Annotated in this window: 14 protein-coding genes, 1 tRNA gene and 1 pseudogene; 10 read left to right on the forward strand and 6 right to left on the reverse strand. The window is 67.0% G+C overall.

The genetic code is table 11. The features are described from left to right. Positions 1–6: 6 nt before the first annotated feature. The 4 genes from ACIPQB_RS25195 to ACIPQB_RS25210 form a co-directional block, all read right to left on the reverse strand. Complete coding sequence (locus ACIPQB_RS25195) at positions 7–1,770, reverse strand: M1 family metallopeptidase (protein ID WP_446488009.1); 1,764 nt, start codon at positions 1,768–1,770, stop codon at positions 7–9. A 117-nt stretch (positions 1,771–1,887) separates the two neighbouring features. Continuing rightward, positions 1,888–2,457, reverse strand: a complete 570-nt coding sequence (locus ACIPQB_RS25200; protein WP_446487996.1) for a demethoxyubiquinone hydroxylase family protein — start codon at positions 2,455–2,457, stop codon at positions 1,888–1,890. 1 nt (position 2,458) lies between these two features. Beyond that, on the reverse strand, positions 2,459–3,013 hold the full coding sequence (locus ACIPQB_RS25205; RefSeq protein WP_446487997.1) for a disulfide bond formation protein B: 555 nt from the start codon (positions 3,011–3,013) through the stop codon (positions 2,459–2,461). Continuing rightward, positions 3,010–3,615 (reverse strand): YqaA family protein, encoded by a 606-nt coding sequence (locus tag ACIPQB_RS25210; protein ID WP_446487998.1) that lies wholly within the window; start codon positions 3,613–3,615, stop codon positions 3,010–3,012. The genes ACIPQB_RS25205 and ACIPQB_RS25210 overlap by 4 nt, the downstream gene beginning before the upstream one ends. A gap of 161 nt (positions 3,616–3,776) precedes the next feature. Here ACIPQB_RS25210 and ACIPQB_RS25215 point away from each other — a divergent pair, with 161 nt between their 5' ends. Then, the gene (locus ACIPQB_RS25215) at positions 3,777–4,031 is read left to right on the forward strand and encodes a DUF3297 family protein (RefSeq protein WP_446487999.1); all 255 of its coding nucleotides are present in this window, start codon (positions 3,777–3,779) and stop codon (positions 4,029–4,031) included. Between the two features lie 3 nt (positions 4,032–4,034). Beyond that, on the forward strand, positions 4,035–4,457 hold the full coding sequence (locus ACIPQB_RS25220) for a hypothetical protein (RefSeq protein WP_446488000.1): 423 nt from the start codon (positions 4,035–4,037) through the stop codon (positions 4,455–4,457). A 193-nt stretch (positions 4,458–4,650) separates the two neighbouring features. Here ACIPQB_RS25220 and ACIPQB_RS25225 read toward each other — a convergent pair whose 3' ends face one another. Beyond that, a complete protein-coding gene (locus tag ACIPQB_RS25225) occupies positions 4,651–4,833 on the reverse strand; it encodes a DUF3606 domain-containing protein (protein ID WP_446488001.1) in 183 nt (60 codons plus the stop codon). Positions 4,834–4,941: 108 nt separating this feature from the next. Here ACIPQB_RS25225 and ACIPQB_RS25230 point away from each other — a divergent pair, with 108 nt between their 5' ends. From ACIPQB_RS25230 to ACIPQB_RS25245, 4 genes are all read left to right on the forward strand, one after another. Then, positions 4,942–5,187 (forward strand): hypothetical protein, encoded by a 246-nt coding sequence (locus tag ACIPQB_RS25230; protein WP_446488010.1) that lies wholly within the window; start codon positions 4,942–4,944, stop codon positions 5,185–5,187. A gap of 314 nt (positions 5,188–5,501) precedes the next feature. Beyond that, positions 5,502–6,014: a MarR family winged helix-turn-helix transcriptional regulator gene (locus ACIPQB_RS25235; RefSeq protein ID WP_446488002.1), complete on the forward strand. Its 513-nt coding sequence runs from the start codon at positions 5,502–5,504 to the stop codon at positions 6,012–6,014. A 330-nt stretch (positions 6,015–6,344) separates the two neighbouring features. Then, positions 6,345–6,429, forward strand: a tRNA-Leu gene (locus tag ACIPQB_RS25240). A gap of 689 nt (positions 6,430–7,118) precedes the next feature. Next, positions 7,119–7,445, forward strand: a complete 327-nt coding sequence (locus ACIPQB_RS25245) for a hypothetical protein (protein ID WP_446488003.1) — start codon at positions 7,119–7,121, stop codon at positions 7,443–7,445. A gap of 137 nt (positions 7,446–7,582) precedes the next feature. Here the strand turns inward: ACIPQB_RS25245 and ACIPQB_RS25250 are convergent, their stop codons facing one another. Further along, positions 7,583–7,747 (reverse strand): hypothetical protein, encoded by a 165-nt coding sequence (locus ACIPQB_RS25250; protein ID WP_446488004.1) that lies wholly within the window; start codon positions 7,745–7,747, stop codon positions 7,583–7,585. Between the two features lie 534 nt (positions 7,748–8,281). On the opposite strand from ACIPQB_RS25250, the gene ACIPQB_RS25255 reads away from it, so the two are divergent. From ACIPQB_RS25255 to ACIPQB_RS25270, 4 genes and pseudogenes are all read left to right on the forward strand, one after another. Further along, positions 8,282–8,620, forward strand: coding sequence for a hypothetical protein (locus tag ACIPQB_RS25255; RefSeq protein WP_446488005.1), 339 nt, complete (start codon positions 8,282–8,284; stop codon positions 8,618–8,620). A 151-nt stretch (positions 8,621–8,771) separates the two neighbouring features. Beyond that, positions 8,772–9,101 carry a hypothetical protein gene (locus ACIPQB_RS25260; RefSeq protein ID WP_446488006.1) on the forward strand — a complete coding sequence of 110 codons (330 nt, stop codon included), beginning with the start codon at positions 8,772–8,774 and terminating at the stop codon, positions 9,099–9,101. 403 nt (positions 9,102–9,504) lie between these two features. Then, positions 9,505–10,450: pseudogene (locus ACIPQB_RS25265) on the forward strand (IS630 family transposase). A 900-nt stretch (positions 10,451–11,350) separates the two neighbouring features. Beyond that, positions 11,351–11,887 carry a type II secretion system F family protein gene (locus ACIPQB_RS25270; protein ID WP_446488007.1) on the forward strand — a complete coding sequence of 179 codons (537 nt, stop codon included), beginning with the start codon at positions 11,351–11,353 and terminating at the stop codon, positions 11,885–11,887. Positions 11,888–12,142: the final 255 nt, after the last annotated feature.

A 12,142-nucleotide genomic window follows, 5' to 3' on the forward strand; every position in this document is an offset into this window, starting at 1 on the left:
GCGCGCCTAGGGCTTGGCCTTCTTGGCGTCCTCGGCCTTCTTGGCGTCGTCCTTGGCCTTCTTCCAGGCCTGGTAGTCCTCGAGATAGGGCTGGCGGCGCAGGACCTTGGAGGCGGGGTCGACGATCACCGGCACGGCGTCGCCGACCTGGACCCGGCCGGTCCCGTCGGCCATCGGCACGCTGACCACCTTGTCGCCGACCCTGACCTCCAGCGGCATCGGGAAGGGCTTGCCTGACGGGGTCTTCCAGCTCAGCGCCAGGTCCTCGCCCTCGCGGACCTGGACCAGCTCCGGCAGTTTGGCCTGGTAGAAATAGGCGTCGAAGAACCACTGATAGTCCCGGCCGGTGACGGTGTTGACGTCGGCGATGAAGTCCTTGGTCGTCGCGTAGCGCGGGGCGAAATTGCCGGGCTTGGGATCGACGCGGCCATAGACCAGCAGGCGCACGGCCTTGAAGAACGCCTCGTCGCCGATCAACGCCCGCAGCGTGTGCATGACGTTGGAGCCCTTGTAATAGATGTCGATGCCCGGGCCGGCGGTGTCCTTGTAGACGTCGTCCTCGCTCATCACCCGGCCGGCGACGATCGGGAACCTGTTGTTGGTCTTGGTCCGCTGGTCGTTGAGCCGGGCCATGTATTCCATGTCGCCGTGCAGCCACTGCGAATAGAGCGGCTGCATGTAGCTGCCCAGGCCCTCGTGGATCCACATGTCGTCCCAGTCGACATTGGTCACCTGGTTGCCGAACCACTCGTGCGACAGCTCGTGCTCGAACAGCCAGTCATAGCCATAGACGTCCTTGGCGTACTCGTTGCCATAGGCGTTCATGGTCTGGTGCTCCATGCCCAGGTGCGGGGTCTCGACCACGCCCAGCTTTTCGGAGCGGAAGGGGTAGGGGCCGATCATCGCCTCGAAGAAGTCCAAGGTGGGGGCGAACTCGGCGAACAGGGCCTTGGCCTTGGCCGGGTCGTCGCTCTTCAGATGCCAGTACTCGATCGGGAAGCTGTCGCCGAACCGGCTCCTGTAGGTGTCGCTCAGCTTGACATAGGGGCCGATGTTCAGGGCGATGGCGTAGGTGTCCGGCTGCTTCTGGCGCCAGTGGAAGGTGCGCCAGCCGTCCTTCTCCTCGACGCCGACCAGCACCCCGCCGGCCGGGGCCGACAGCGGGGCGGGGACGGTGACGTAGAAGTCGACCAGCAGCGGCTCGCCCGTGGGGAAGTCGATGCACGGCCAGAACAGGTCGCAGCCGTCGCCCTGCACGGCGGTGGCGATCCACGGCTCGCCGGTCGGGGCGGTCTTCCAGACGAAGCCGCCGTCCCAGGGGGCCTTCTCGGCCACGTGCGGCACGCCGGCGTAGCGGATGCGGACCTCCGTCCTGGCCCCGGCGGCGATCGGGGCCGGCGGGGTCATGGTCAGGCGGCCCTCGGGATTGCTCCAGGCCGAGACCGACAGGGCCTGGCCGTCGATGCTCAGGCTGCTGATCGGCAGGTTGCGGTCGAGATCCAGGACGATGCGGGGCAGGGCGCTCTTGGCCCGCAGGGTCAGGGTCGCGTCGCCCTCGATGGCCTTGCGCTCAGGGATGACCTTGATCCTCAGGTCGACATGCTCGATCGCCACCGCCGCCTCTTCGGCCGGCATCTGGCCGCCAGTGCCCAGGGTCAGGGCGGTGGTCGGCAGCGGCTTGACGGGGTTCACCGGCTGGGCGGCGTGGGCGGCGCCGGCCAGGGCCAGGACCGAGGCGGCGTAGAGGGCCGCGGTCCGGCGGAAGGGGATCAGCAAGCGAGCGCTCCAACGACGAGACTTTGCCGGCTCATCGGTAAGGGCGCTCGCCCGGGGCGCCAAGCGCGAAGTTTCGGGGGCGGATTTTTCGGCCTTGGCGCCGAAGGCCGGTCAGATCTTCTCGCTGATCTTGATCGCCGCCCGGCAACCGGCGCGGATCACCGCCGACAGCAGCGGATAGGCCGGCGCCTCGCGGGCGCCTTCCTCGATGGCCACCGCCTTGTGGGCCAGCTCGTCGTCGCGGAACTGGCTGAGCTCGGCCGCCAAAGCCGGGTCGCGGGCCTCCAGCTCGGCGACCTGGCCGGCATAGTGCTGCTCGATCACCGTCTCCACCGCCTCGGTGCAGGCGTGGGCGGCCTTCTCGCCGAGCAGGGCGGTGCCGGCCCCCAGGGCGAAGGCGGCAGCGCGCCAGACCGGCGACATCAGGGTGGGGCGCACGGCCCGCTCGCCCAGCAGCTGGTCGAAGCGGTCGAGATGGACCTGCTCATGGCCCTCCATGTCGCGCAGCTGGTCGGCGATCCGCTGGCGGCCGGGGGCGTGGCGCATCACCGCCTGCTGGCCGCGATAGATGTGCACCGCCGCCAGCTCGCCGGCCTGGTCGACCCGCAGGATCTCGGCCAGCCGGGCTTTCTGGGCGCCGAGGCCGGGACGCGGCGGGACGGGACGGGGCGAGGGGCTCATCTCAGGCGGCCTTGCGCAGGCCGGCCAGCAGCGAGGCGGCAGCCAGGCCCAAGGAGATCAGGGCGTTCCAGCCGGCCATCGACAGGCCCAGGAACACCCAGGCCGCCTTGTCGCAGGCCGGGGCGGCGATCTTGGCGCCCTTCAGCATGGCCACCAGGTCGCCGGCCGCCGCCGCCCCGCCGCCGCCGCAGGCGGCCGGGCCCGGCCACCACTTCCACTCCGCCCCGGCGTGATAGGCGGCCAGGCCGGCGCCATAGAGGAAGCCGGCGGCCAGCAGCAGCACCAGCGGTCGCCGCAGGCGCGCGGCCCAGGGCAGGCGCGACAGCGCCAGGGCGACCAGGGCCACGGTTCCCGTGACCCAGTAGACCTCGCGCTGCTTCAGGCACAGCAGGCACGGGGCCAGCTTGCCGAAGGTCTCGAAGGCGTGGGCTGCGCCCAGCATCAGGGCGCAGGCCAGCAGAGCCAGGGCCGGCCAGTTCGCCAACGCCGCGTCCAGCGGCGAGCGCGGCGCGGCCGCCGGGGCCCCGACCTCTGGAATCGGTGTGTCGATCATCATCCCACGCAGGCTCCGCCGCTGCTTCCCCCCAAGAAGTGGCTGGCCACGAGGCCGATGACAAGCAGGGCGATGACGATGCCGGCGAACAGGGCCAGGCGCTTCTCGATCACCGGCAGCATGGCCGGGCCGAACTTCTTGACCACCCCGGCCACCAGGAAGAAGCGCGCGCCGCGGGTCAGGGTCGCCGCGCCGACGAAGATCGGGAAGCTGAACTTCAGCAGGCCCGAGGTGATGGTCACCAGCTTGAAGGGAATCGGGGTGAAGCCCTTGGCGATGATCACCCACGAGCCGTAGTGGCGGAACCAGCACTCGGCGTCGGCCAGGGCGTGCGGCTTGCCCAGCAAGGCCAGCAGCCGCTGGGCCCCGTCGTGGAAGAAGAACCCGATGCCGTAGCCGAGCATCCCGCCCAGCACCGAGGCCACGGTGCAGAGGGCCGCGTAGCGCCAGGCCTTCTCCGGCTTGGCCAGCACCATCGGGGCCAGCATGATGTCGGGGGGGACGGGGAAGAACGAGCTTTCGGAGAACGAGATGGCGAACAGGCTGAGCGAAGCGTGGCGGGACGCGGCCAGGCTCATGACCCAGTCATAGAGGCGACGCAGCATGCGGGCTCCGGGTTTGACGACGGGCCGTAGCTAGCAGGGGGCCGCGGTCTTGTCGCGGCGGTTCGCGCCGCCGCATGCAATCCTATTGGAATTGCGGGCCTGGGTGGCTATCACGCCCGTTCGATGGCTTTTGCCGTCCACATTGTTCGAAAGATCCTCCGATGAGCGACACCCCTCCCGACCGCCTGGCCTCCAATCCCAGCAGCCCCCACTATGACGCCGACATCCTCGAGCGCGGCGTCGGCATCGTCTTCAACGGCGTCGAGAAGACCAATGTCGACGAATACTGCGTCAGCGAGGGCTGGATCCGCGTCACCGCCGGCAAGGCCGTCGACCGCAAGGGCAATCCGATGACCATCAAGCTGCAGGGCGTGGTCGCCCCCTACTGGCGCAACGACAACGCGCCGGAGGCCTGAGGCATGGCCCCGCGCCGCTTGATCGACCTGCCCGGCTTCGCCGACCTGGAGACCCGGGCGCTGATGAAGCCGTCGTTCGCCGATCCGGAGGCCCGGGCCCAGTTCCCGGAGATCGACGAACTGGCGCGGGCGACCTTCGGCCTGACCGCCGACGAGGCCGCCGCCATCCCCGATCCGCCCGGCTGGGACGGCATCGACGTCAAGTCGATGCGCGAGCAGGCCGAGGCCTTCGAGCGCGAGGGCTGGGACGTCACCGACGACAAGCGCCGGCCGCTGCGGATCCTGGGCCATTTCAGCCACCCGCTGTGGCTGGCCCTGCGCGGCGTGGCCGGCCATCTGCCGTTCGCGCCCGAGCCGGACGAGCATGATCCTTCCGCGACGGCGCTGGCGGCCGAGGCGGCCAAGTTCCGGCGCGACAAGCGGTAGGGCATGATGATCTTGGGCTGAAACGCCCATCCCTGGTCCGTCTCCCCGGCGAAGGCCGGGGCCCAGATCATAGGGCTGTGTGTTTCGGATAAACGTCCAACACGACGGCTGAACCTAGACCCCGGCCTTCGCCGGGGAGACGGATGAAAATGATGACTCAGTCCGAGATCATTCTGCGGTAGGGGCAAGCGCCTCAGCGCTTCTTGCCCAGCTCCGCGCCGATGTCCTTGATCGAATTGCCGACCTTGCGATGGGCGGCGACCAGCTGGTCCTTGGTCACGCCCCAGCGCTTCATCCAGTATTCCAGCTGGTGGCGCTCGCGCGGATCCAGGCGGTCCTCGTCGCGGAAGTCGCGCTTGCCCTTGGGAGCGGCCATGGTCGTTTCTCCTGTGCCTCGGCTGCGCCTATCCTGCACGCACGCCGTTGTCGAGACGACGGCGAGAACAACACCGGAGACCCGATGAGCGATCCCGACCTCGACGCCATGGCCCAGGACGAGCTGTCGCGCGCCCTGACCCTGACCTGGCGCGACCTCAACAAGGTGATTCCCTGGGGCGACACCTTCGAGGGGATCTCGCCGGCCGGCCGCAATGTCGAGGTCGAGCGAAGTTATCTGTGGGCCGACGAACCGGGCGGCGACATCCTCTGCGAGGTCGCCGTCTATGGCGGCCCCAGCCGCTACGACCAGGGCGCGCGGGCCCGCGGGGTGATCTCCGCGCCGGGGTCTTGACCCTGGCGACGGTTCTGGCCAAGTCCGCCTGATCCTCGTGGAATTTTCCGACCTCTGGAGCCTGGGCGATTGCCGCAACCCCTTTCGATTCCGTCGGACCGCGCCGGCTGCGGCGGCCCGGGCCTAACAGGCTTAACGGCGCCCCTTCGCTGGGCGCAAAGGCGCCCGATTGCGCAACCGTCGAGCGAAATGTCCAGTTCTCTGTCCGCTCGCCGAACCGCGATTGAGCCGCCCGCCGCGACCGCGCCAGATCGTCCGACGTCGATGCAAGCGACCGCTAGAGTCGCGGGCGTCCGGAGGAAAGGAACAAGGGCATGGCCGCGACGGTCTCACCAATGACGAACATCCCACCCGAGGGGGCGCCCGAACACGTCTCGCTGGCGGACTATCTGCCCTACCAGCTGGCGATCTCGTCCAGCGCCGTCAGCCGGCTGATCGCCCGCGCCTATGAGGACCGCTTCGGCCTCAGCATCCCCCAATGGCGGCTGATGTCGGTGCTGGCCGAGGGGGCGCTGACCCAGCAGGCGGCGGTGACCAAGACCGCCATGGACAAGGTCCGGGTCAGCCGCGCCGCCCAGGACCTGGTCGAGCGCCGCCTGGCCGTGCGGCTGAGCAACCGCATCGACCGGCGCTCGCATAGCCTGGAGCTCACGGCCGCCGGTCGCCGGCTGTTCGCCGAGATCGCCCCCCTGGCCCTGGCCTACGAGGCGGCCCTGCTGGCCGGCCTGGCCCCGGGCGAGGTCGCCACCCTCAAGCGCCTGCTCGGCCGCCTGGAAACCGCCGCCATCCAGCTCTACGGGGCGGACACGGCGCCGGGGGGCGGGTAGGGTAGGGGGCGGAAGTCGGGCGGGCGCCGCGCCTTCCCCTTCTTCTCCGTCATCCCGGGCCTTGTGCCCGGGACCCATCGCTCCGCCGCATGGGCAGGGGTGTGGCGCGCTGGCGCGCCAAGGCGGCGCACGGTCAGCTGAACCATGGGTCCCGGGCACAAGGCCCGGGATGACGAGTTTATTCAGGGCCAGGACGGCCTTCGCCGGGAAGACGGCGCTGGGGGATGGCTCCCGCGTTCCCCGCACGAAAGCCCACGCGGCGTCTGGAACTTCCGCCGCGGCTTTGCTAGACAACCCTCCCTTCGCCGATCCTCGCGGTCGGACCGAAGAGCGGGCGTGGTGAAACTGGTAGACGCGCCGGACTCAAAATCCGGTTCCGAAAGGAGTGTCGGTTCGACCCCGACCGCCCGCACCAGCTGTCTTTTCAATGACTTACGGCCAAAAACGGCCCAAAAGCGGGCGCTTACTCCGCTTGCCTGTCGCGCTTTGATTTTGTTGGGTTTTCTCCCGTTTTGCCAGAATGACAACAAGCGCCGAGCGCACGCAGAGCGCACGGAAGTTCTAATCATGTTCTCGATTCTTGAGGGGCCCGTTGCGTAGTGGGCGGCAGGCGGTCTGCCAGGACCCGGTGTGCGTCGCAAACAACCGTCCCGGGTTCTTGATCGACGGCCTTGTGGATTTTGATCGCCGCGTGGGCCGCGGGCGCCAACATGCTGTCCTGCGGCGCGGTCAACTGGGCTGCAATCCAGTGCTCGCCCCGATGATGGTCTGTTTCCGTTCGTTCGCCTGTCTGCGCTCCACTCACCATTCGTTGGCTACGAAACGACCTAACAATCGGAGCTGCGCGGCAGTTCGCTGGGGTGCGCCTGGCTCGCCTTCGTGGAAGTATTTCGAACTATGTATCCCGCCTGGGCATTCGACGCGTGGGCCGCCGAGGCGGAGGACAGGCTGGCCGCCAAGAGGGCGACGCCGCCCAGCCGCGTCGAATGTTTTCTAAGGGCCGGCAGGGGGCGTGATAAGGCCAATCGTCTCATGGTAAAGCTTGCTCCGGACAGCTTAACGGTGCCTTATGGTTCCGCTTGATGTAACCTCCCAGAGCAGATTATGACCCCCCTGAAAACCCGACTACGTCTTGCTTTCGTGGCGATCTGTGCGGCGGCGGCTTTCGCTACGCCGGCATTCGCCGGTAGCATAGAGGAATTCCCAACCGGTTGGCGGCTGCAGAATTACAACGGCGCCTACGTCGTCGTCTTCTTCACCGGCGCATCCGATTGTACGATGGGATCGATCCGAATGACCGGGACGGCCGATGACGTGAACCGTTTCTGGTCCACCGTCCTGGCCGCCAAGCTGGCCAACCGCAAGTTGGGCGTCATCTACAGCGGCGGGGGATCGAGCTGTGTCGTCGATAGCTTTTACATCCAGTCCTGACAGGGCGGTGTGGACCGTTCTTGAAGCGGGTCGTTTCGGAGGGCTCGAGATCACTGCCCAAGGCGGTCTTCCGGCGCGGGGACAGCCCCCTCGGGTTTGGGTGATTGGCGCCGCGATCGGCTAGCGGAAGGACTGTGTCAGCCGGCCTTCACGACGATCACGAACGCCGTCCTGGCCACCGCCATGATCAACGTCAGGCCGACGAGCTGGACTCTGAACGCTTTGATCATCGCCCGGTCGATCGCCACCGTCTGCGTCTCGATGGCGGCGACGAGGCGGTCGCCAGGCCGCGGCGTGGACATGGTCTGCGAGGGCGTCTTTGAAGGGGTCCTTTCGGATTTCAACTGGACCGCGCGAGGACTGCGTGTCCGTGTTTCCGGACGACGCTGGCCCTCGATTAAGCTAGCAGCACCAAAGTTAACTGCCGTTTGCCCGAGACCTGCATGTGCACCACGAATATCAGGAAGAAGGCCAACATGCTTTGAACGGCCGCCACCAGTCGCGCTCCACGGAGCCAGGCCGTGGCGCCTTCTGCGCCTCGGTCAGGGCCGGCGCCCGACCGGGCGTTCTTCTGTTTGGGTTCGGACATGGAGGCCAAGATCAATCGGTCGGCAGATTCTGCGGCGCTACTTGCCCAGGCTCGGGACCGACGCCCCAATCGGTCCGATCGCAGCCCGCGCCGAGCCCGGTAAGTCCAATGAGAGCCGCACGAACCCGCCCACGAACCTTCGTGGTTGAAACATCGGCCAATGTGCCGTTCCTCCCTTGGAGGTTGCGAAGCCCTTCGATTGGCGCTAGCGATAAGCTTGACCGTTACTGGCGCTTTGGAGGCTTCCATGAAGTTTGCTCTTTCCGCCACGCTTGGCTTGGCCATTTCACTGGCGGCGGGCGCGGCCATGGCGAGCCCTGCCGAGGTTCCCTGGGCCAAGCTGACCTTTCTGGGCGGCGGATGGACGAGTGCCACCCTAAGGGTGCAAACCAGCGGCGCCTTCAGCAATCCAGCGGGCTGCGCCATGACCGATGGCTATATCGTCGACTCCACTCTGCCCGGCGCCCAGTTGCTGGACTCGATCTTACTCACCGCCTATTCGACCAACCAGGACGTCTTGTTGGTCATTGACGGCTGCGCGTTATCACGTCCAGCCGTCATTGGCGTCTATATTCGACGCTCATAGCGGGCGAAAGAACAGTTGTTCGTCGTCGGGCGAAGGGGTTTATACAGACACCAACGCCGTTGCCGCGCCAGAGATAGAAGTAGCGCTGGGCTTATTGATTTGTCGCCGCTGTCATTAGACGCTTGCGCGACTCTAAAGGGGGATCTGAAATTTGAGAAAGACCCTGCTGCTGGCCGTCGTGGCCGTCGTGGCCGTAATGCTGCCTGCTGCGGCGAACGCGGGCCAATATTGCTGGTCGGAAAAGATCGACCAAGTGGTCCTATTGGGCGACAATATCTATTTCGCGACCGACAAGACCTGTCCGACCTGGTGCTCTGTCCCCACCAGTTGGTCCGCCGAAGCCCGCAATCGCGCCTATTCGATGCTCTTGACGGCCAAGGCGGCCAATCGGACTTTGAGCTTCTACTGGCCCACGGCGGCGACGGCCTGCGCGGTGATGCCAGCCTATTCGGCTCCCGATCAATTCCTGTTCAACAACTGAAGACCTCGCGCACCGGTAACCCTCCGACCGCACGACGCCGCCTCCCGTAGGAAACCCCCACCGGAGTCTTCCGTTAGGGCGAAACCACTAGCAGGTGCCCCTCACGCGCGGGGCTTCGCGCACCAGGGTCAGCATCTCCCATCGGCCAGTCAACATTCCTTTTTTCGCTTTGGAGTCTTCAATGCCGTCCAGATCTCCCCGCGAACTTCAGCAGATAAATCCATGGGACGTCTAACGAGAATAGCCGCGGTCTCGGGGGCCTTCATGTTTTCGATCGTGGGTGCGGCAGCGGAGGCCTCAACAACCGGACCTAGAGCATTCCCCGACCTGATTGAATCGTTGGGGATTCCCAAGCTGCTGGGTTTCTGATTCAAGCTCTGTGCTGGATTGGAGGCCAGCCTGGATGAGCAAGGCGTTGTCTCTGGATCTTCGCGAGCGGGTGATCGCCGCGATCGATGGCGGGCTGTCGTGCCGCGCGGCGGCGGCGCGGTTTGGGGTCAGCGCGGCCAGCGCGATCCGCTGGCGTCAGCTCACCCGCAAGCAGGGCGACGCGCGGCCCGGCCCTCTGGGCGGCGACCGCCGTTCCGGGCGTATCGAGAAGCAAGCGGACGTGATCTTGGCGCTGCTCGACGCCAAACCGGACATCACCCTGGCTGAACTTCAGGCCACTCTGGCCGAGCGCGGGGTGACGGTGAGCGGCGCGTCGATCTGGCGGTTCTTCGAGCGTCGGCGGATCACGCTCAAAAAAAGTCGGCGCATGCGGACGAGCAGAGCCGTCCCGACATCCTGAAGCGCCGACGGGCCTGGTTCGAGGACCAGCTCGACCTGGATCCGGCCAGGCTGGTGTTCCTCGACGAGACCGGCGCCAACACCAAGATGGCCCGCCGACATGGGCGAGCCCCACGTGGCGAGCGCCTTCGCTGCAGCGTGCCGCACGGTCACTGGAAGACCACCACCTTCATCGGCGGCTTGCGCCTGTCGGGCATGACCGCGCCCATGGTCCTGGACGGCCCTATGACCGGCGCCTGGTTCCTGGCCTATGTCGAGCAGGTGCTGGTCCCGACCCTGCGACCCGGCGACATCGTCATTCTCGACAACCTGCCGGCCCACAAGAACGCCGCCGCCCGCCGCGCCATCGAGGCGGCGGGCGCACGGCTGCTCTTCCTGCCGCCCTACAGCCCCGACCTCAATCCGATCGAGAACGCCTTCTCAAAGCTAAAGGCCCTGCTGCGCAAGGCCGCCGCCCGAACCGTCCAACAGCTTTGGCGGCCATCGCCCTGGCCATCGACGCCTTCACACCCAACGAATGCGCCAACTACTTCGCCGCCGCAGGATATGATGCAGACTGATCGAAAAATGCTCTAGCTATGTGACGTCCATTTTACCGACGGCCAGCGGGTATGTTTTCTTCACTGTGCAAGGATCAAGGGCGACGCCGCCAAGCTGTGGCGCCGCGTTCTCCACGAGGTTCGCCTTTAACGTAACGATCCCTGGTGGCCAGGCGCTTCTCTCAACACTTCTGACCGCTACGGCCGCGCATAAGTCGATCGTCGTTGTCGGCACCAGCGCTTGTGATTCCGGACCGGGCGATACGGAGGGCGTCCTCTACGTCGAAATGACACCCTGAAATAGGCAGCTCGGTCGGGGTGCCTCTTGCCCCGAGCGGCGCGACCGGTCGTGAGATCGGACACCCACATCCATTGAGGAAGCGGGCTGTCGCCAAGCTGGTAGATCCGGTTGGTGGCGGCGTGCAGTCCTCCGTCGACGCCTTCCCCAGCAACGATGATGCGGAATATCTCTGCGGGCGAGAAGCTGAAATCGCGGTCGTTCTCGTGGACGACTGAGCACCAAGATCAACGCCCTGGTCGACCAGGACGGCTTGCCGATCCGCATCGTTTCCCCGGCCGGACGGGCCTTGGACAAGGCCGCCGTCGCCGACCTCATCGCCGGCTTTCCAATCCAGGCCCTGGTGGCCGATTACGGCTACGATGCTCGGCGGCGGCCGGGAGGGCGCGGCCGGGGGAGGCGGGCCTGGATCCAGCGCATGGTGCAGTTCAGGCAGCGCCGCGCCCCTCCCAGCATGACCCCTCGGCACCAGGTTTTGCCCGCGCCGCATACTGATACCAACGGCTTTAGAGGTTGACCGCTGCATAGTCGCGCTCGAACCGCTGGTCAGCGAGGGGGGCGGGGAGGGGACGCCGATCCTGTCGGGCCTGCTGGCCGCCAGCCGCCTGCTGCGCGACCACGGCTTGGCGCTGGACGGCGGACTGGCGGCGGCCGTGGCCCTGGTCCTGGGCCGCGCCGGCCTGCTGGCCGGGCCGCTCGACCGCCTGCTGCTGGCCGGGCCCTGGCGGCGGACCACCGGGGCCCTGTTCTACGGCGGCTTCGCGGTCTCGCTGGGGGTGATGCTGACGGCCGGCGCGCCGATGAGCGACGCCCTGAGACTGGCCATCGGCGGGGTGCGCTCGGAGCTGGCCAAGACCCGGTTGCAGCCGGTGCTGCGGCAGGCGCGTCAGGGCGTGGCGCTGTCGGAGGCCCTGCAGGCCGTGAACGGTTTTCCGGCGACCGTCGTGCGCCTGGTCTCGGTCGGGGAGTCAACCGGCGCCCTGGGGCGGATGCTGCAGCGCTCGGGCAAGCTGGAGGAGGACGCCGCCGTCCGCGACATCGAGGCGGCGGCGCGCCTGCTGGGCCCGGCCCTGATCGTGCTGCTGGGCGGCCTGATCGGCCTGATGATGGCGGGCCTGCTGTCGGGCGTGACGGAGCTGGGGCAGGCGGCGTTGAACTGAGGGAGGGGAGTTGACGCGGCGCCTCAGTTCAATGCGAAGCTGAAAAATTTCCTCGCCCAACGGTTGCGCCCCGGAAGGCACAGCTCTACGGTCAAGCTGCGCAATCGGGGCGGTGCAGGGGCGGCTTGTTGTCTGTGGTCCCGGAAGACGCAGCGGCCTGACGGCAATATTTGAAATGGGTGGGTGGATGCGAAGGTCTGTTCGTGCGGGTCGTTTCGATCTTCTTCTGTCCGCCGGCTTGGTTTGCCGGTCCTT

The organism is Caulobacter sp. LARHSG274, from assembly GCF_052871235.1.

Bases quoted from the DNA above. Each gene is read 5' to 3' on its own strand.
- ACIPQB_RS25200 (WP_446487996.1), bottom strand. From the start codon at position 2,457: ATGAGCCCCTCGCCCCGTCCCGTCCCGCCGCGTCCCGGCCTCGGCGCC.
- ACIPQB_RS25205 (WP_446487997.1), bottom strand. From the start codon at position 3,013: ATGATGATCGACACACCGATTCCAGAGGTCGGGGCCCCGGCGGCCGCG.
- ACIPQB_RS25210 (WP_446487998.1), bottom strand. From the start codon at position 3,615: ATGCTGCGTCGCCTCTATGACTGGGTCATGAGCCTGGCCGCGTCCCGC.
- ACIPQB_RS25215 (WP_446487999.1), top strand. From the start codon at position 3,777: ATGAGCGACACCCCTCCCGACCGCCTGGCCTCCAATCCCAGCAGCCCC.
- ACIPQB_RS25220 (WP_446488000.1), top strand. From the start codon at position 4,035: ATGGCCCCGCGCCGCTTGATCGACCTGCCCGGCTTCGCCGACCTGGAG.
- ACIPQB_RS25225 (WP_446488001.1), bottom strand. From the start codon at position 4,833: ATGGCCGCTCCCAAGGGCAAGCGCGACTTCCGCGACGAGGACCGCCTG.
- ACIPQB_RS25230 (WP_446488010.1), top strand. From the start codon at position 4,942: ATGGCCCAGGACGAGCTGTCGCGCGCCCTGACCCTGACCTGGCGCGAC.
- ACIPQB_RS25235 (WP_446488002.1), top strand. From the start codon at position 5,502: ATGGCCGCGACGGTCTCACCAATGACGAACATCCCACCCGAGGGGGCG.
- ACIPQB_RS25245 (WP_446488003.1), top strand. From the start codon at position 7,119: ATGACCCCCCTGAAAACCCGACTACGTCTTGCTTTCGTGGCGATCTGT.
- ACIPQB_RS25250 (WP_446488004.1), bottom strand. From the start codon at position 7,747: ATGTCCACGCCGCGGCCTGGCGACCGCCTCGTCGCCGCCATCGAGACG.
- ACIPQB_RS25255 (WP_446488005.1), top strand. From the start codon at position 8,282: ATGAAGTTTGCTCTTTCCGCCACGCTTGGCTTGGCCATTTCACTGGCG.